The 17,423-nt window shown below is 72.8% G+C and carries 15 protein-coding genes; 9 read left to right on the top strand and 6 right to left on the bottom strand.

From position 1 onward, the window contains the following. Nucleotides 1-3: 3 nt before the first annotated feature. The 6 genes from IE244_RS11575 to IE244_RS11600 all read left to right on the top strand — a co-directional run bounded on the left by IE244_RS11575 (nucleotide 4) and on the right by IE244_RS11600 (nucleotide 7,326). Entirely contained in the window at nucleotides 4-1,851 is a 1,848-nt protein-coding gene (locus IE244_RS11575; protein ID WP_191873161.1) for an acetyl/propionyl/methylcrotonyl-CoA carboxylase subunit alpha, read from the top strand. 56 nt (nucleotides 1,852-1,907) lie between these two features. Beyond that, the gene (locus tag IE244_RS11580; protein ID WP_191873162.1) at nucleotides 1,908-3,068 is read left to right on the top strand and encodes an acyl-CoA dehydrogenase family protein; all 1,161 of its coding nucleotides are present in this window, start codon (nucleotides 1,908-1,910) and stop codon (nucleotides 3,066-3,068) included. 28 nt (nucleotides 3,069-3,096) lie between these two features. Further along, on the top strand, nucleotides 3,097-4,665 hold the full coding sequence (locus IE244_RS11585; protein WP_191873171.1) for a 4-coumarate--CoA ligase family protein: 1,569 nt from the start codon (nucleotides 3,097-3,099) through the stop codon (nucleotides 4,663-4,665). Further along, nucleotides 4,662-5,399 carry an enoyl-CoA hydratase family protein gene (locus tag IE244_RS11590; RefSeq protein ID WP_191873173.1) on the top strand — a complete coding sequence of 246 codons (738 nt, stop codon included), beginning with the start codon at nucleotides 4,662-4,664 and terminating at the stop codon, nucleotides 5,397-5,399. The genes IE244_RS11585 and IE244_RS11590 overlap by 4 nt, the downstream gene beginning before the upstream one ends. Before the next feature lie 4 nt (nucleotides 5,400-5,403). Next, a complete protein-coding gene (locus IE244_RS11595) occupies nucleotides 5,404-6,003 on the top strand; it encodes a TetR/AcrR family transcriptional regulator (protein WP_191873175.1) in 600 nt (199 codons plus the stop codon). Between the two features lie 288 nt (nucleotides 6,004-6,291). Beyond that, nucleotides 6,292-7,326 (top strand): isopenicillin N synthase family dioxygenase, encoded by a 1,035-nt coding sequence (locus tag IE244_RS11600; protein WP_191873177.1) that lies wholly within the window; start codon nucleotides 6,292-6,294, stop codon nucleotides 7,324-7,326. Between the two features lie 121 nt (nucleotides 7,327-7,447). On the opposite strand, the gene IE244_RS11605 is transcribed toward IE244_RS11600, so the two are convergent. Then, nucleotides 7,448-8,548: a citrate synthase 2 gene (locus IE244_RS11605; RefSeq protein WP_031169308.1), complete on the bottom strand. Its 1,101-nt coding sequence runs from the start codon at nucleotides 8,546-8,548 to the stop codon at nucleotides 7,448-7,450. A gap of 192 nt (nucleotides 8,549-8,740) precedes the next feature. Here IE244_RS11605 and pdxH point away from each other — a divergent pair, with 192 nt between their 5' ends. Further along, a complete protein-coding gene (gene pdxH / locus IE244_RS11610; RefSeq protein ID WP_191873180.1) occupies nucleotides 8,741-9,427 on the top strand; it encodes a pyridoxamine 5'-phosphate oxidase in 687 nt (228 codons plus the stop codon). Nucleotides 9,428-9,440: 13 nt separating this feature from the next. Here pdxH and IE244_RS11615 read toward each other — a convergent pair whose 3' ends face one another. Together IE244_RS11615 and IE244_RS11620 are read right to left on the bottom strand one after the other, a co-directional pair. Beyond that, entirely contained in the window at nucleotides 9,441-10,829 is a 1,389-nt protein-coding gene (locus IE244_RS11615; protein ID WP_191873182.1) for a PAS domain-containing protein, read from the bottom strand. A gap of 430 nt (nucleotides 10,830-11,259) precedes the next feature. Continuing rightward, entirely contained in the window at nucleotides 11,260-12,015 is a 756-nt protein-coding gene (locus tag IE244_RS11620; RefSeq protein WP_191873184.1) for an SIS domain-containing protein, read from the bottom strand. Between the two features lie 203 nt (nucleotides 12,016-12,218). On the opposite strand from IE244_RS11620, the gene IE244_RS11625 reads away from it, so the two are divergent. Then, on the top strand, nucleotides 12,219-12,911 hold the full coding sequence (locus IE244_RS11625) for an iron-dependent transcriptional repressor DtxR (RefSeq protein ID WP_031169316.1): 693 nt from the start codon (nucleotides 12,219-12,221) through the stop codon (nucleotides 12,909-12,911). A 314-nt stretch (nucleotides 12,912-13,225) separates the two neighbouring features. Then, nucleotides 13,226-14,113: an alpha/beta fold hydrolase gene (locus IE244_RS11630; protein WP_191873186.1), complete on the top strand. Its 888-nt coding sequence runs from the start codon at nucleotides 13,226-13,228 to the stop codon at nucleotides 14,111-14,113. A 33-nt stretch (nucleotides 14,114-14,146) separates the two neighbouring features. Here the strand turns inward: IE244_RS11630 and IE244_RS11635 are convergent, their stop codons facing one another. From IE244_RS11635 to IE244_RS11645, 3 genes are read right to left on the bottom strand one after another with little or no spacing between them, the layout of a single operon-like run. Then, nucleotides 14,147-15,733: a transporter gene (locus IE244_RS11635; protein WP_191873187.1), complete on the bottom strand. Its 1,587-nt coding sequence runs from the start codon at nucleotides 15,731-15,733 to the stop codon at nucleotides 14,147-14,149. Then, nucleotides 15,730-16,506, bottom strand: coding sequence for an ABC transporter ATP-binding protein (locus IE244_RS11640; protein WP_191873188.1), 777 nt, complete (start codon nucleotides 16,504-16,506; stop codon nucleotides 15,730-15,732). The genes IE244_RS11635 and IE244_RS11640 overlap by 4 nt, the downstream gene beginning before the upstream one ends. A 52-nt stretch (nucleotides 16,507-16,558) precedes the next feature. Continuing rightward, nucleotides 16,559-17,224 (bottom strand): bifunctional DNA primase/polymerase, encoded by a 666-nt coding sequence (locus IE244_RS11645; protein ID WP_191873190.1) that lies wholly within the window; start codon nucleotides 17,222-17,224, stop codon nucleotides 16,559-16,561. Nucleotides 17,225-17,423: the final 199 nt, after the last annotated feature.

Here is a 17,423-nt window from a genome sequence, read left to right on the forward strand (position 1 = left end):
CACGTGATTTCGACTCTGCTCGTCGCCAACCGGGGCGAGATCGCCTGCCGGATCTTCCGCAGCTGCCGCGACATGGGCATCCGGACGGTCGCCGTGCACTCGGACGCCGACGCGGACGCACTCCACACGCGCGTGGCCGACGCCGCCGTACGGCTGCCGGGCGCGGCGCCCGCCGAGACGTATCTGCGCGGCGACCTGATCGTGGAGGCGGCCCTGGCCGCCGGGGCCGACGCCGTGCACCCCGGCTACGGCTTCCTCGCCGAGAACGCCGGCTTCGCCCGCGCGGTCCTCGACGCCGGACTGACCTGGATCGGCCCCCCTCCGGAGGCGATCGAGGCGATGGCGTCCAAGACCCGCGCGAAGGAGCTGATGGGCATCGCCGCCCTCGCCGAAGCCGACATCGTCGAGACCGACCTGCCGGTGCTGGTCAAGGCGGCCGCCGGCGGCGGTGGACGCGGGATGCGGATCGTGCGCCGCCTGGACGAGCTGGGCGCCGCCCTGGAAGGCGCACGCGCCGAGGCCGCGAGCGCCTTCGGTGACGGCGAGGTCTTCGTGGAGCCGTACCTGGAACACGGCCGCCACGTCGAGGTGCAGATCCTCGCCGACACCCACGGCACGATCTGGCCGCTCGGCACCCGCGACTGCTCCCTCCAGCGCCGCCACCAGAAGGTCATCGAGGAGGCCCCGGCGCCCGGCCTCTCCGAGGCGCTCACCAACGACCTGTACGCGCTCGCCGTGCAGGCCGCCTGCGCCGTCGCCTACGTCGGCGCCGGCACCGTCGAGTTCCTGGTCGCCGACGGACGCGCCCACTTCCTGGAGATGAACACCCGCCTCCAGGTCGAACACCCGGTGACGGAGGAGGTGTTCGGCGTCGACCTGGTGGCGGAACAGATCCGCGTCGCCGAGGGCCACGCCCTCGAAAAGGACCCGCCACGCGCGCGTGGCCACGCCATCGAGGCCCGCCTGTACGCCGAGGACCCCGCCCGCGACTGGGCCCCGCAGACCGGCACCCTGCACCGCCTCGCCGTACCGGCCGGCGTCCGCCTGGACACGGGCTACACCGACGGCGACACCGTCGGCGTCCACTACGACCCCATGCTCGCCAAGGCCGTCGCCCACGCCCCCACCCGCGCGGAGGCGATCCGCCGGCTCGCCGGCGCACTGGAGCGCACGGTGATCCACGGCCCGGTCACCAACCGGGACCTGCTGGTGCGCTCGCTGCGCCACGAGGAGTTCACCGGCGGCCGCGCCGACACCGGCTTCTACGACCGCCACCTCACCGGACTCACCGAGCCCGCCCCCGATCCGTACGCCCCCCTGGCCGCCGCCCTCGCCGACGCCCACGGCCGCTCCCGCTTCGGCGGCTGGCGCAACGTTCCCTCGCAGCCGCAGGTCAAGCGGTACGAGATGGCGGGCGAGGAGCACGAGGTCCGCTACCGCCACGGCAGGCAGGGACTCGCGGCGGACGGGGTGCGGGTCGTGCACGCCGGGGAGGGCCTGGTCGTCCTCGAAGCCGACGGTGTGGAGCGCCGGTTCGAGGTGTGCGCCTACGGCGACGAGGTGTACGTCGACGGCACCCGTCTGACCGCCCTGCCCCGCTTCCCCGACCCCACCGCCCAGCTCGCACCGGGCTCCCTGCTCGCCCCCATGCCGGGCACGGTCGTACGCGTCGCCGAGGGCCTGACGGAAGGGGCGACGGTGCAGGCCGGCCAGGGACTCGTATGGCTGGAGGCGATGAAGATGCAACATCAGATCACCGCGCCGGTCACCGGCACGCTCAGCGCCCTGCACGCCAGACCCGGGCAGCAGGTGGAGCCCGGCCTGCTGCTGGCAGTGGTGCAACCCGCCTGAAGGGGCGCGGGGAACCACGCGAGCGACCACCCACACGCCGCACTCGGAGGACTCGCATGACCACGCACATCGAATCCGAAGAACACAAAGCCCTGCGGTCCGCGGTAGCGGCCCTGGGCAGACGTTTCGGCCGCGACTACCTCGTACAGACCGTCGCCGCGGGCAGGCCCCCCACCGAACTCTGGTCCGAAGCGGGCAAACTCGGCTACCTGGGCGTCAGCCTCCCGGAGGAGTACGGAGGCGGCGGCGGTGGCATCACCGAACTCTCCCTCGTGCTGGAGGAGTTGGGCGCCGCAGGCTCCCCCCTCCTCATGCTGGTGGTCTCACCGGCCATCTGCGGCACCGTGATCGCCCGCTTCGGCACGGAGGACCAGAAGCGGCAGTGGCTCCCCGGTATCGCCGACGGCACCCGCCTCATGGCCTTCGGCATCACCGAACCCGACGCCGGCTCCAACAGCCACCGCATCACCACCACGGCCCGCCGCGACGGCGCCGACTGGCTCCTGACCGGGCGCAAGGTCTTCATCTCCGGTGTCGACATCGCGGACGCCGTCCTCATCGTCGGCCGCACGGAGGACGCGCGCACCGGACGCCTCAAGCCCTGCCTGTTCATCGTCCCGACCGACGCCGAGGGCTTCCACCGGCGCCCGATCGACATGGAGCTGAGCGCCGCCGAGAAGCAGTTCGAGCTGGTGCTGGACGACGTACGGCTGCCTGCCGACGCCCTCGTCGGCGACGAGGACGCCGGCCTGCTGCAGCTGTTCGCCGGGCTCAACCCCGAGCGCATCATGACGGCGGCCTTCGCCATCGGGATGGGCCGCTACGCACTCGCCAGAGCCGTCGAGTACGCCCGCGACCGCAACGTCTGGAAGACCCCCATCGGCGCCCACCAGGCCATCGCCCACCCCCTGGCGCAGGCGCACATCGACCTGGAACTGGCCCGGCTGATGACGCGGAAGGCGGCCCACCTCTACGACGCCGGCGACGACACCGGCGCGGGTGAGGCCGCCAACATGGCCAAGTACGCGGCCGGGGAGGCCTGCGTGAAGGCCGTCGACCAGGCCGTGCACACCCTCGGCGGCAACGGCCTCACCCGGGAATTCGGACTCGCCTCGTTGATAACGGCCGCACGCGTGGCTCGTATCGCTCCGGTGAGCCGGGAGATGATTCTCAACTACGTCTCCCATCAGACCCTGGGCCTGCCCAAGTCGTACTAGGCGAGCCGCAGACCGTCCTGGAGGAACCGTGTTCCGCAGCGAGTACGCAGACGTTCCGCCCGTAGCACTGCCCATCCACGACGCCGTCCTGGGCCACGCCGCCGACTTCGGCGAGCGCCCCGCCCTCGTCGACGGCACGGACGGCACCACCCTCTCGTACGCGCAGGTGAACCGGTTCCACCGGCGCCTCGCCGCCTCCCTCGCCGACGCGGGCGTCCGCAAGGGCGACGTCCTCGCCCTGCACAGCCCCAACACCATCGCCTTCCCGACCGCCTTCTACGGGGCCACACGCGCGGGCGCGGCCGTCACCACCGTGCATCCGCTCGCCACACCCGAGGAGTTCGCCAAACAGCTCGGCGACAGCGGCGCCCGCTGGATCATCACCGTCTCCCCCCTGCTGGAGACGGCCCGCCGCGCCGCCGAACTCGCGGGCGGCGTACGGGAGATCTTCGTGTGCGACAGCGCGCCCGGACACCGCTCCCTGACCGACATGCTCGCCGCCGACGCCCCCGAGCCGCACCTCACCATCGACCCGGACGAGGACATCGCCGCGCTGCCCTACTCCTCCGGCACCACCGGCATCCCCAAGGGCGTGATGCTCACCCACCGGCAGATCGCCACCAACCTGGCCCAGCTGGAGCCCGCCGTCCCCACCGGACCGGACGAACGCATCCTCGCCGTGCTGCCGTTCTTCCACATCTACGGCCTCACCGCCCTGATGAACGCCCCCCTGAGGAAGGGCGCCACGGTCGTCGTACTGCCTCGCTTCGACCTGGAGACCTTCCTCGCCGCGATCGAGAAACACCGCATCACCGGCCTGTACGTCGCCCCGCCGATCGTCCTCGCCCTCGCCAAGCACCCGGCGGTCACCCGCTACGACCTCTCCTCACTGACGTACGTCATGAGCGCCGCCGCCCCGCTGGACGCCGCACTCGCCCGCGCCTGCTCCGACCGGCTCGGCCTGCCCCCCATCGGCCAGGCCTACGGCATGACGGAACTGTCACCCGGCACCCACGTCGTCCCCCTCGACCGCCTGCACGAGGCCCCCGCCGGCACCGTCGGCAGGCTCATCGCCGGCACCGAGATGCGGATCGTCTCCCTCGGCGACCCCGGCAAGGACCTCGGCACCGGCGAACCCGGCGAGATCCTGATCCGTGGCCCCCAGGTGATGAAGGGCTACCTCGGCCGTCCTGACGCCACCGCCGCGATGATCGACGCCGACGGCTGGCTGCACACCGGGGACGTCGGCTACACCGACGCCGGGGGCTGGCTGTTCGTCGTGGACCGGGTGAAGGAACTCATCAAGTACAAGGGCTTCCAGGTGGCCCCCGCCGAACTGGAGGCCCTGCTGCTCACCCACCCCGGCATCGCCGACGCCGCCGTCATCGGCTCCCGCAACGACGACGGCAACGAGATCCCGCACGCCTTCGTCGTCCGCGCCGGCACCGCCCCGGACCTGACCGAGAACGAGATCATGCTGCACGTAGCCGAACGCGTCGCCCCCTACAAGCGGGTCCGCCGGGTCACCTTCGTCGACACCGTGCCCCGCGCCGCCTCCGGAAAGATCCTGCGCCGACAGCTCAGGGAGCGCCCGTGACCGCGCTGATCGGCCGCACGCGCGCCCGTGCCGTCGAAACCCTCAGCCTGGACGCCACCGAGACCCGCAACGCGCTCTCGGCGGCACTCGTCCGCGACCTCGCGGGCGCCCTCACCGACTGCGCCGGGGACCCCGAGGTCCGGGCCGTCGTCCTCACCCACACCGGCACCACCTTCTGCGCCGGCGCCGACCTGCGCGACCCGCCCCACCCCGACGCCCTGCTCGCCCTGCTCCGGCAGGTCGTCGAGCTGCCCAGACCCGTCGTCGCCCGGGTCACCGGACACGTCCGCGCCGGCGGCCTCGGCCTCCTGGCGGCCTGCGACATCGCCGCCGCCGGCCCCCGGGCCACCTTCGCCTTCACCGAGGTCCGCATCGGCGTGGCCCCCGCGGTGATCTCCCTGCCGGTCATCCCGCGCACCGACCCCCGCGCACTGGCCCGCTACTACCTCACCGGCGAACGCTTCGACCCCGCCGAAGCCGTACGCCTCGGCCTGCTCACCGTCACCGGTGACGACGTGGACGAAGCCCTCGCGCCCGTACTGGACGGCCTGCGCCGCTCCTCCCCCGAGGCCCTGGACGAGACGAAACAGCTGCTCACGGCTAGGGTGCTGGAAACGTTCGACCGGGACGCGGCGGAGCTGACCGCGCTCTCGGCCCGGCTGTTCTCCACCGCCCAGGCCCGGGAGGGGATGACGGCCTTCCTGGAAAGACGGGATGCGGCATGGGTGGTGTGACCACATGAGCACAACGGTGGAACGCGACCGCGTACCCAAGCAGGACCGCAGCCGGGCCACCCGGCAGCGGCTCCTGGAGGCCGCCGTGGCCTGCCTGGCCGAACACGGCTGGGCGGGCTCGACCGTCGCCGTCGTCGCCGAGCGCGCCGGTGTCTCCCGCGGCGCCGCCCAGCACCACTTCCCGACCCGCGAGGACCTGTTCACGGCCGCCGTCGAGTACGTCGCCGAGGAACGCTCCACCGCCCTGCGGGCGCTCTTCCCGGGCGGCCCCGCCGACCGCCGCGCCGTCGTCGCCGCCCTCGTCGACCTCTACACCGGCCCCCTCTTCCGCGCCGCCCTGCACCTGTGGGTCGCCGCCTCCAACGAGGACCAGCTGCGCTCGCGCGTGACCGAGCTGGAGGCCCGCGTCGGCCGCGAGACCCACCGCATCGCCGTCGACCTCCTCGGCGCCGACGAGTCCCGCCCCGGCGTCCGCGAGAACGTCCAGGGCCTGCTCGACATGGCCCGCGGCCTCGGCCTCGCCAACCTCCTCACCGACGACACCGCCCGCCGGGACCGCGTCGTCGCCCAGTGGGCCGACTTGCTCGACCGCGCCCTGGGCTGAGCCGCCACCGGGGCCCGGTCCCGGCCACAGGGACCTTCCGGACCGCCGAGCACACCCGCTCCGAGCGTGAGGTGGGCCACACCCCTATCCGGCGGCGGGCAGTACCCTTGCCGCATGCTTCCGATGCTCGTTCGACGCCGCCACGTGGACTACGTGCGCGTCACGAGCATGGGCTGTCGCCATTCGGCCTGATTCAGCCCCCTTTTTTCTCCCCTTCTTACGGCATCCTGGGCGCCGCCCTACCCTCGGCGGCCTGCCCGTGGCCCACACACCCCTGTGGACGCATCCATGACGACGCACACCGCGACGACGACCTCGTCGTACGACCAGCTCCCCATCATCGACCTGTCGGCGGCCGAACACGGCCCCCAGGCCCGCGCACTGCTCCACGCCCAACTGCACAGCGCCGCACACGACGTGGGTTTCTTCCAGCTCGTCGGGCACGGCGTCACCCCGGCCGAGACCGACGCGCTGCTCACCGCCATGCGCGCCTTCTTCACCCTCCCCGAGGCCGACCGGCTCGCCCTCGACAACGTCAACTCGCCCCATTTCCGCGGCTACACCCGCACCGGCGACGAACGCACCGCCGGCGCCCGCGACTGGCGCGACCAGCTCGACATAGGCGCCGAACGCCCCGCCCGCGTCCCCGCCGCCGGCGAACCCCCGTACTGGTGGCTGCAGGGCCCCAACCAGTGGCCGGCCGCCCTCCCCGAGCTGCGCACCGCGGCCCTCGCCTGGATCGACAAGCTCAGCGGGGTCGCCGAACGCCTCCTGCGCGAACTCCTCACCGCGATAGGCGCCCCCGCCGACTTCTACGACCCGGTCTTCGGCGACCACGCCCACCCCCACCTCAAGCTCGTCCGCTACCCCGGCAGCGCGGGCGACGGCACCGACCAGGGCGTGGGTGCCCACAAGGACTACGGCTTCCTGACCCTGCTCCTGCAGGACACCGTGGGCGGCCTCCAGGTCCAGCGCGAGGACGGCCGCTTCCACGACGTCCCGCCCATCGACGGCGCCTTCGTGGTCAATCTCGGCGAACTCCTGGAGGTCGCCACCAACGGCTACCTGCTGGCCACCAACCACCGCGTGGTCAGCCCTCCCGGGGCCACCGAACGCTTCTCCGTGCCGTTCTTCTACAACCCCCGCCTGGACGCGCGGGTCGAGCCGCTGCCCTTCCCGCACGCGTCGAAGGCCCCCGGCATCACGACGGACCCGACGAACCCCCTCTACGCCGAGTACGGCTACAACGAACTCAAGGGCAAACTCAGGGCCCACCCGCTGGTGGCGGAGAGGCACCACGCGGAGCTGCTGGCGCCCGCGTGAGAAGCCGCCCCCAAGGGGCGCCTCTCAGGGGCGCGGGGCGGTACCGACAGGCGGCTCCGCCGCGTGGGCGCGACGGGCCACCACCGGCCCGCAGCCGTCCGCGCCCCTGAGCCGCCCCTTCTCAGCGGGCGATCTCCCCGTACCCCTCGATGTCCTCCGGCCGCCGCGGCCCCGGTCCCACATACCGAGCGGAAGGCCGCACCAGACGACCGGTCCGCTTCTGCTCAAGAATGTGCGCCGACCACCCCGCCGTACGGGCGCACGTGAACATCGAAGTGAACATGTTCGCCGGGACCTCGGCGAAGTCCAGCATGATCGCGGCCCAGAACTCCACGTTCGTGGCCAGCACCCGATCCGGCCGCCGGTTGTGCAGCTCCTCCAGCGCCGCCTTCTCCAGCGCCTCCGCGACCTCGAACCGCGGAGCCCCCAGCTCCCGCGCCGTGCGCCGCAGCACCCGCGCCCGCGGATCCTCCGCCCGGTACACCCGGTGCCCGAACCCCATCAGCCGCTCACCCCGGTCCAGGGCCTGCCGGACATACGCCTCCGCGTCCCCCGTCCGCTCGATCTCCTCGATCATCCCGAGCACCCGCGACGGCGCACCCCCGTGCAGCGGCCCGGACATCGCCCCGACCGCCCCGGACAGCGCCGCGGCGACGTCCGCGCCCGTCGACGCGATCACCCGCGCCGTGAACGTCGACGCGTTCATCCCGTGCTCGGCGGCGGACGTCCAGTACGCGTCCACGGCCGCGACATGCCGCGGATCCGGCTCACCCCGCCAGCGGATCATGAACCGCTCCACCACCGACTTCGCCTTGTCGATCTCCCGCTGCGGCACCATCGGCAGCATCTGCCCCCGCGCGGACTGGGCGACGTACGACAGCGCCATGACGGCCGCCCGCGCCAGGTCGTCCCGGGCCCGCCGCTCGTCGATGTCGAGCAGCGGCTTCAGCCCCCACACCGGCGCCAGCATGGCCAGCGCCGACTGCACGTCCACCCGGATGTCCCCGGAGTGCACCGGGATCGGGAACGGCTCCGCGGGCGGCAGACCGGGATTGAAGGCACCGTCGACCAGCAGCCCCCACACGTTCCCGAACGAGACGTGCCCCACCAGATCCTCGATGTCGACGCCCCGGTAGCGCAGGGCACCGCCCTCCTTGTCCGGTTCGGCGATCTCCGTCTCGAACGCGACGACTCCCTCGAGTCCGGGTACGAAATCGGACATCAGGCGGCTCCTCGTGATGTGGTCGGCGGCGGTCACCCCCGTGATGCCCCGATCGGCCGGTGGTCACCCAAACCGCAAGGGAACCAGCACGATAACCCCCAGTGTCACACTTGGGGAGCCCACGCGACACTCAGTGCCAGAGCCGTCGGAGGCCTCCTGGACGCACACACCGCACGTCGGCAAGATGACCGCGTGACCGACCGCGAACCCTTTCCGGACCCCGTCCTCGACCCTGCGGCCATGCGCAAGCAGTACCGGGCCGAGGGCCTCGCCGAACAGGACCTCGCCACGCACCCCATGGACCAGTTCGCCCGCTGGTTCGAGGACGCCGCCCGGGCGGCCCTGCACGGCACGGTCTACGAACCCAACGCGATGGTCGTCTCCACGGCGGACGCGACAGGCCGCCCCAGCTCGCGCACCGTCCTCATGAAGCAGTTCGACACCGAGGGCTTCGTCTTCTACACCAACTACGACTCCCGCAAGGCCCGCGACCTGGCCGAGAACCCGCACACCTGCCTGCTCTTCCCCTGGCACCCGCTCGCCCGCCAGGTCATCGTCACCGGCACCGCCCACCGCACCGCCCGCGACGAGACCACCGCCTACTTCCGCAGCCGCCCGCACGGCTCACAGCTGGGCGCCTGGGCCAGCGCCCAGTCCGCACCCATCGCCTCCCGCGCCGAACTGGACACCGCCTACGCCGACCTGGAGGCCCGCTACCCCGAAGGCGAACAGGTCCCCGTCCCCCCGCACTGGGGCGGCTACCGCGTCACCCCGGAGACGATCGAGTTCTGGCAGGGCCGCGAGAACCGCCTCCACGACCGCCTCCTGTACACCCTGCGGCCCGACGGCCGCTGGCAGGTGGAACGCCTCAGTCCCTGACCCGCCCCGAGGCCTACGCGTCCCGCACCGCCTCCGCCAGATCCAGCGCCGCCGCGATCCGCGCCGCCACGTCCTCCGCATAGGCCGCGTCCGACCGTTCGAAACGGCTGCGTCCCGCACCGCGCAGGAACGTCACCACACCCAGCGTCCGCCCCCGGCTGCGCAGCACCACACACAGGGCGTGCACCGCGTCACCGGGCCACTGCCGGGCCAGCGCCCACTCCCGCGCCCGCTCCGCGGGGACCGACCCGGCGTCCGCGCGAACGGCCCCGGACCGCTCCACACACTGCAGCGCCGGATGACCCGCCTCGTAGCGCACCGGCAGCCCGGCCGCGCCCGTGAGCAGGCTCGGCCCCGGCGCCCCGGCGGGCGTCGCCGCCAGCCGCACCAGCCGTACGGCCCCCTCCTCACCCGCCGGACGCGGGGACGGCAGGACACGGTCGATCAACGCGTGATCCGCGAACCCCGCCAGGGCGAAGTCCAGATGGACGGTGGCCGCCTCGGCCGGATCCTCGCACTCGGCGGCGGCACGCGCGGCCCGGTGCAGCTGGTTGGTACGGAACCGCAGCAGGGCCGCCTCCTGCTCGCCCTGCTTGGCCTCCGTGACGTCCTGGAACAGCCAGCCGACGCCCAGCGGCACCGGCTCCTCCGCCAGCGGCGAGGCCAGCCGCACGAACCCGTTCCGCCAGCAGCGCCGCTTCTCGCCCTCCGAGGCCCGCACGGCCACCCACATCTCGGCCGGCGCGGGCGGCGCACCCTCGGCCAGCACATGCGTGAGCGCGGCCTCCAGCTCCTCCACGCCCTGCGCGAGCAGCTCACCGAGCGGCCTGCCCAGCGCCGACGTGCGCCCGATCCCGAGGACCCGGGCCGCGTACGCGTTGACCACGGCGGGCCGCAGATCGGCGTCGATCAGTACGACCCCCCAGGCCGCGTCCTCGAACAGCGCCTCGCTCAGCGCGATCGACCGCTCCAGATCGATCTGCGCGTGCACCTCGCTGAACGCGCAGTACAGGCCGGCCGGCTTCCCCTCCGGACCGCGCACGGCGGCGGACTGCGTCCGCACCAGCACCCGTCCGCCGTCCTTCGTGACCAGCGCGAACTCATGCACCTGCCGCCCGGGCGCGTGCATCGCCGAGATCAGCCGGGCCTGCACCTCCTCGGCGTCGGCGCTGCGCACCGCCCACCCGGCGAACCCGTGCCGCCCCACCGCCTCGGCGGCCGTCCACCCCAGGATCCGCTCGGCCTCACGGTTCCAGTGCGTGACGACCCCGTCGGCGTCGAAGGCGCACAGCGCCGCGTCCATGCCGTCGAGCAGCGCGGCGAGCAGGTCGGATCCCCCGGACTCGCCGGGCTCGTCCGGCCCCAGCTCATCGGTGGTCCCACTCCGCCGGGAAGCACTCACATGGACCCCCTGGAGGCTGCGTCGGCGCGCATCCGGCGCGCGGTTCGCTCACTGCCCTTCATTCAACTCGAACGTGACCCAGCCCACATCCTGTTCCCGCAAGATTGAGGGAATCGATGCGCACCGAAAGACGCGCGCCGAAAAAAGAGGTTGAGCGCCTCCCGTCGGCTTCCTAGGCTGTGGGTACACGAGAAGGGAGGTGGTTCGGCAGATGTATGAGAACCGGACGCGTGAGGTGGCTGCGGGCTAGCGGCCCGCCACCACATCCAGTGCGGTGCCGGACCAGCACGTAAAGGCGTGCAGCCGGCCCAATCCCAAGCAGTCACCCGACCCGCGAGCTCGCCGGTACGTCCGGCCGGCTTCTTGGCCCGAGAGGCCAAGGACCCGAGCTCGCGGGTCGTCTGCGTGTGCGCGAGCGGCGGTGCCCTGCTCAGCGGCGGTAGAAGATCCGGTCCCCGTACTCCTCCAGCACGCGGGCGTTCCACTCGTGGCCGCCGTCGACGTTGCCGGAGCGCAGGAGCGGGGGTTCGATGCCGCGGTCGGCGAGGGTGGCGGCGGTGGTGGCCAGGACGGCCTGCATCAGGGCGGTGGTGACGACCGTGGAGGCGGGGGCGAAGGGCGCCGGGATGGTGTCCAGGGTGAGTTCCGCGTCGCCGACGGCGATCTTGGAGTCCAGGACGATGTCGCAGTGGTCCTTGAGGAAGGTGCCGGAGCTGTGCCGGGACGTGGTCTGCGCGGCGTAGGCGACCGAGGTGACGCCGATGACCCGGACGCCGTGGGCGCGGGCGTTGAGGGCCATCTCCACGGGCAGTGCGTTGCGGCCGGAGAGGGAGATGATCACCAGGGCGTCGCCCGGCCGGACGGGTGAGGTGTCGAGGACGGCGCTCGCGAGTCCGTCGACGCGTTCGAGGGCGGAGCCGAGGGTGGCGGGGGTGACGTCGACGCCGACGACGCCGGGGACGGCGAGCAGGTTCATCAGGGCGAGGCCGCCGGCGCGGTAGACGACGTCCTGGGCGGCCAGCGAGGAGTGCCCGGCGCCGAAGGCGAACAGGCGGCCGCCGGCGGCGACGGTGTCGGCGAGCAGGGTGGCGGCCGCGGTGATCGGCTCGGCCTCCTCCTCGCGGAGCCGTCGCAGCAGGGTGATGGCGGCGTCGAAGAACAGGTCGGCAGGCGTGCCGTCGCTCATGCGGTGCCCCTTCGCAGCGTCTGTGTCGCGGATCACCGTGCGGTCTGGACCAGTGCGGTGTCAATACGGCGCGGCGCGGGCGGCGGCTCCCCGGTGGCCGCCCGTTTTCGCCGCGGCCCCCAGATGTCAGTGGGATCCGGCAGAATTGATGCCAGGGCCAGCGCACGCGCCGGGCTGCCGGCAGAGGTAATCGAGGGGCACGTATGTCCGGACTGATCGACACCACGGAGATGTATCTCCGCACCATCCTCGAACTCGAAGAGGAAGGCGTCGTCCCCATGCGCGCCCGCATCGCGGAGCGGCTGGACCAGAGCGGGCCGACGGTCAGCCAGACGGTGGCGCGCATGGAGCGCGACGGTCTGGTGTCCGTGGCCAGCGACCGGCACCTGGAGCTGACGGACGAGGGCCGTCGGCTGGCGACGCGCGTGATGCGCAAGCACCGGCTGGCCGAGTGTCTTCTCGTCGATGTGATCGGCCTGGAGTGGGAGCAGGTGCACGCGGAGGCCTGCCGCTGGGAGCACGTGATGAGCGAGGCCGTCGAGCGGCGCGTGCTGGAGCTGCTGCGGCATCCCACCGAGTCGCCGTACGGCAACCCGATCCCGGGGCTTGAGGAGCTGGGCGAGAAGGACGGGGCCGACCCGTTCCTGGACGAGAGCATGGTCTCGCTGGCCGACCTGGATCCGGGCACGGACGGCAAGACGGTCGTGGTCCGCCGGATCGGCGAGCCGATCCAGACGGACGCCCAGCTGATGTACACGCTGCGGCGTGCGGGTGTGCAGCCCGGCTCCGTGGTGAGCGTGACGGAGTCGGCCGGCGGTGTGCTGGTGGGCAGTGGCGGCGAGGCGGCCGAGCTGGAGGCGGATGTCGCCTCGCATGTGTTCGTCGCCAAGCGCTGAGCAGGGGAGGGCCCCGGCGCCTTGTGGCGCCGGGGCCTGTCCTCCCCTGTGCTGACCCGGAGCCCCGAGCTCTCAGGGTCATCCCCCTCGGACCGTTTTTCCCCGAGCGGTCCGCCTCCCGCCAGAAAAGATCCCCTGGGCGGCGGCGATCATTCCTGGAGGGGTGTCACTCGAATGAGGGGTGTTGTCCGCAGAGACAGATCTTTCGAATGGGTATTCGATAGTCTGCGGCGGCAGTACGACAGCGACAGCAGCGAGTACGAGTACGGCAGTACACCGGTACGAGGCAGGCGGAGCTGGGGGGTGCCAGGCCGATGGCGCGGCGTATGGACGTGACGGGAGCGGGCGGTGTGCGCCTGGCCGCCTGGGAGTTCGCCGATCCGCCCAAGACGGGGCTCGACGGCCCGGACGGCGGGGCGGACCCCGGGCCGGGCGGTCCGGGCGTGCTGTTACTCCACGGTCTGATGGGCCGGGCCTCCCACTGGGCCTCGACCGCCCGCTGGCTCGCCGCACGCCACCGCGCGGTCGCCCTCGACCAGCGCGGCCACGGGCAGAGCGAGAAGCCCCCGCAGGCGGCCTGGACCCGTGAGGCGTATGTCGAGGACGCCGAGGCCGCGGTGGAACAGCTCGGTCTCGCCCCCGTGGTGCTCATCGGCCACGCGATGGGCGCGCTGACCGCCTGGCAGCTCGCCGCGAGGCGCCCGGAACTGGTGCGGGGCCTGGTCATCTGTGACATGCGGGCCTCCGCGCTGGGGGCCGCCTCGCAGCGGGAGTGGGCGGACTGGTTCAGGGCGTGGCCCCTTCCCTTCGCGACGCTCGCCGACGTCCGCAAGTGGTTCGGTGAGGACGATCCGTGGGTGGAGCGGCCGAACCCGGCGCGCGGGGAGTACTACGCCGAGGTGATGCACGAGTGCGCCGACGGCTGGCGGCCCGTCTTCGAGCCGGAGCAGATGCTCAGGTCCCGGGAGACATGGGTGTACGACGCGCACTGGGAGGAGCTGGCCCAGGTGCGGTGCCCGGCGCTGGTCGTGCGGGGGCTGGACGGGGAGCTGGGGCGGGCGGAGGCGCAGGAGATGGTGCGGGTGCTGCCGGCGGGGCAGTACGCGGAGGTTCCTGATGCCGGTCACCTCGCGCACTACGACATGCCGGGGGCTTGGCGGGAGGCCGTGCAGTCGTTTCTTGACCAGGTGCTCGGGGACTGAGGGCGCCTTCCCGGCGCCCCTGAGGGACCGCGCTCACCCCTTGCTGACGGCGGTCAGGATCTCCGGGAGGCGGGCCGCCGTTCGCGGAGCGGCCAGGCGCAGGCCCACCAGGGTCAGTCCCGTGCCGTACGCTCCCCCGGCCGGCAGCAGCAGCCACCCCCACCCCGTCCCGTCCGCGCTCACGTGGAGCCAGACGGTGAGGGCGATGACGGGGGAGCAGAGCAGGGCCGCTGCGATCATGCCGCCGAAGATGGAGATCCAGGCGAGGCCGGCCTGGCCCGGGGCGACGTTCCTGTGGCCCTCCTGGGGGATGGAGTAGGGGAAGCGGGCCGACGTCCAGGCGCCGGTCGCGAGCATCGCCCCGAGCAGTGCCAAGGACAGCCCCAGGACCTCCGGCAGCCGCTCCCAGGTGCCCAGCAGCGCCGTCGTCAGCACCGTCACGAGTGCCGCGTAGGGCAGGGTGACCAGCAGCAGGGCCAGGGCCCGGCCGCGCAGCTCGGCGTAGGCGTCCCGGGGCGCGGAGATGGTCGAGGCCACCATCCAGAACGCGGAGCCGTCCTGCCCGAACTGGTTGTACATCTGGATGCCGAGCATCCCGGCCGCGAAGCACGCGAAGTACACCGACCCGGTGCCCTGTACCGCGTTGAACACCGGCACGATCAGCCCGATCGCCAGCGCGGCGACCCAGGCGGCCTTGGTCTTCGGGTCCCGCCAGATGTAGCGCAGGCTCCGTTCCATGACCGTGCCCGTGCGGCCTCGCGGCAGCAGCCGGCCGGGGCCGGCGGCCGGGCGGCTGCGGCTTCCCGTGCCGGCCGGCGGCAGTGTGGAGGCGTCGGGCGCGGTCATCAGCCGGGTGAGGCTCCGCGCCCAGAGGGTGATCAGTGCCGCCAGCCCGGCGCCGGTCACGGCGAGCTGGGCGGCGGCGACGCCGTACGACCCCTCGCTCGCCGTGCCTACCGCAGCCACCGCCGACGCCGGCGGCACCCAGGCCAGCACGTCCGCGACCGGCTGCAGGGGTCGCAGGCCGGCCGAACCCAGCCGCTGCGCGCCGAAGTTGACCAGCTGTGCCCCGACGGCGATCACCAGCCCGCTCAGGACGGCCAGGTCGCGGCCCTTCCTGCTGCTCAGCAGCCGTACGTTGGCGGTGGCGACGGCCCGGGCCAGCGCCACGCAGACCAGCAGGGAGGGGACGACGACGGCGACGGCGCACAGGTACCCGGCGGGGCCGTGCGCCAGGGACAGTGCGCAGCCCGCGAGGACCAGCAGGGTGAACAGCGGGCCGGTGCCGACCAGGGAGGCCGCGAGCAGCGCCCGGACCAGCGGCCGGGGGCGCAGCGGAAGCATCACCAGCCGGGTCGGGTCCAGCGTCTCGTCGCCGGTCGGGAAGAACAGCGGCAGCACCGCCCAGCCCAGCGCCAGCAGGGCGGTCCCCGGTACGGCGACGGCCTCGGCGTGCGGATGCCCGTGCAGCGCGAGCAGTCCGAGCAGTTGCAGCAGGGCGAACAGGACCGTGACGACCGCCGAGGCGACGAACGCGGCCCGCCGGCCCCCGGACTGCCGTAGTCCGTTCCGCAGCAGGGACAGTTTCAGCCGCACGAGGGCGGCGGTGAGGTTCGTCATCGGGCCGCCCCGCCGCCCAGCCAGTCCAGGTCGGACCCGGTGTCCCGGCCGCTCGCCCCGACCAGCTCCAGGAACGCCCCCTGGAGGGTCGGATGCGCGCCGCGGACCTCGGCCAGCGGGCCGGTGGCGCGGATCCGCCCGGCCGCCATCACCGCGACCCAGTCGCACAGCGACTCGACCAGCTCCATGACGTGGGAGGAGAAGACGACGGTGGCGCCGGAGGCCGTGTACCGCTCCAGGACGCCCCGGATGATCTGCGCGGACACCGGGTCGACGCCCTCGAAGGGCTCGTCGAGGAAGAGGACGTCGGGGTTGTGCAGCAGGGCGGCGGCGAGTCCGATCTTCTTGCGCATGCCGGTCGAGTAGTCGACGACGAGCTTGTGCTGGGCGCCGGCCAGGTCGAGGACGTCCAGCAGCTGGGTGGCCCGTTTGTCGACCTCGGCTCCCGGCAGCCCGCGCAGCCGCCCCGCGTACCCGAGCAACTCCCGCCCCGACAGCCGCTCGAACAGCCTGAGCCCCTCCGGCAGCACCCCGATCCGTGCCTTGACGGCCACCGGGTCCCGCCACACGTCGTGCCCGACGACCTCCACGGTCCCGTCATCGGGCCGCAGCAGCCCGGTCACCATGGAGAGGGTGGTGGTCTTCCCGGCCCCGTTCGGCCCGACCAGCCCTATGAACTTCCCGGCGGGCAGGGCGAGATCGATGCCGCCGACGGCGACCTGCTGCCCGAACCGCTTCCAGAGCCCCCGCACCCGCACTGCCACATCCGTCATGCATGAAGGCTACGGCGCGGGCAGCGGGACCGGATCCACGCGGCGGAGACGGCTACCGGTCCCGGCCGCACGCGTAAGCGAGCGGCGAGATCAACTCCTCCGCGTCCGGCAGCCACCGGTTCGCCGGCGTGGGCCGGCAGGCCCACTGCACAGCTCCCCGGGACCCGAACCGGGTGGGGGGAGCGGCCACATACGATCCTTCGCCCAGGGCGACCAGATCCAGGGACGAGAGCGTCCACCCCAACTTCCGTACCCGCTCGGGGACTTTTGCGGACGCCCCCGGCAGGACGAAGAAGTTCATCCGCCGGTCCGGGCTGAGCGTGACCGGGCCCAGGGTCAACTCCATCCGCTCCATCCGGGCGAGGGCCAGGAATCCCGCGCTCTCCGGGACGGACAGCGCGTCGAACGTCCGCCCCGTCGGCAGCAGGATCGACGCCGTCGGCTGCTTCTGCCACATCCGGCGGGCGACCGTCGCGCTGCCGGTCGCCTGTGTGGCCCAGTCGGGGCGCGCGGGGTGCGCACCCGGCGCAGGGCAGGAAGCGTCGCCGCACGAGCAGCGCTGCTGGCCGGCGACCGCTTCCAGACAGGTGCCCGGGAACACGTCCCAGTGGCGTTCCTCGGCGTAGCGTACGGCGGTCTCCAGCAGCGATTCCCTGCGTTGCTGCGGAATCTGACCGGCAATCTGAGTGTTTCGGGCGCCCGCGATCGTCTCTTCCACGTCCCTCTCAACTCCCGCGTCCACCTGGAGTTACGGCTGCGGTGCGCGCGGGGGCGGAGCATCGGTTCCGCAGTCGGGGCGCATGGGTGCACGGGCGGGGGCGCGCGGGAGGAGGCACGGCGTGAGCTGGGTAGCCAGGGAGGGGGTTGGCAGCCGTCGTTACCCCGGCAAACGGCACATGTCGCGCATTGACGGTATG

Origin of the sequence: Streptomyces filipinensis, from assembly GCF_014649495.1 — a bacterium.
In the GTDB taxonomy this organism is placed as follows: Bacteria; Actinomycetota; Actinomycetes; order Streptomycetales; family Streptomycetaceae; genus Streptomyces; species Streptomyces filipinensis.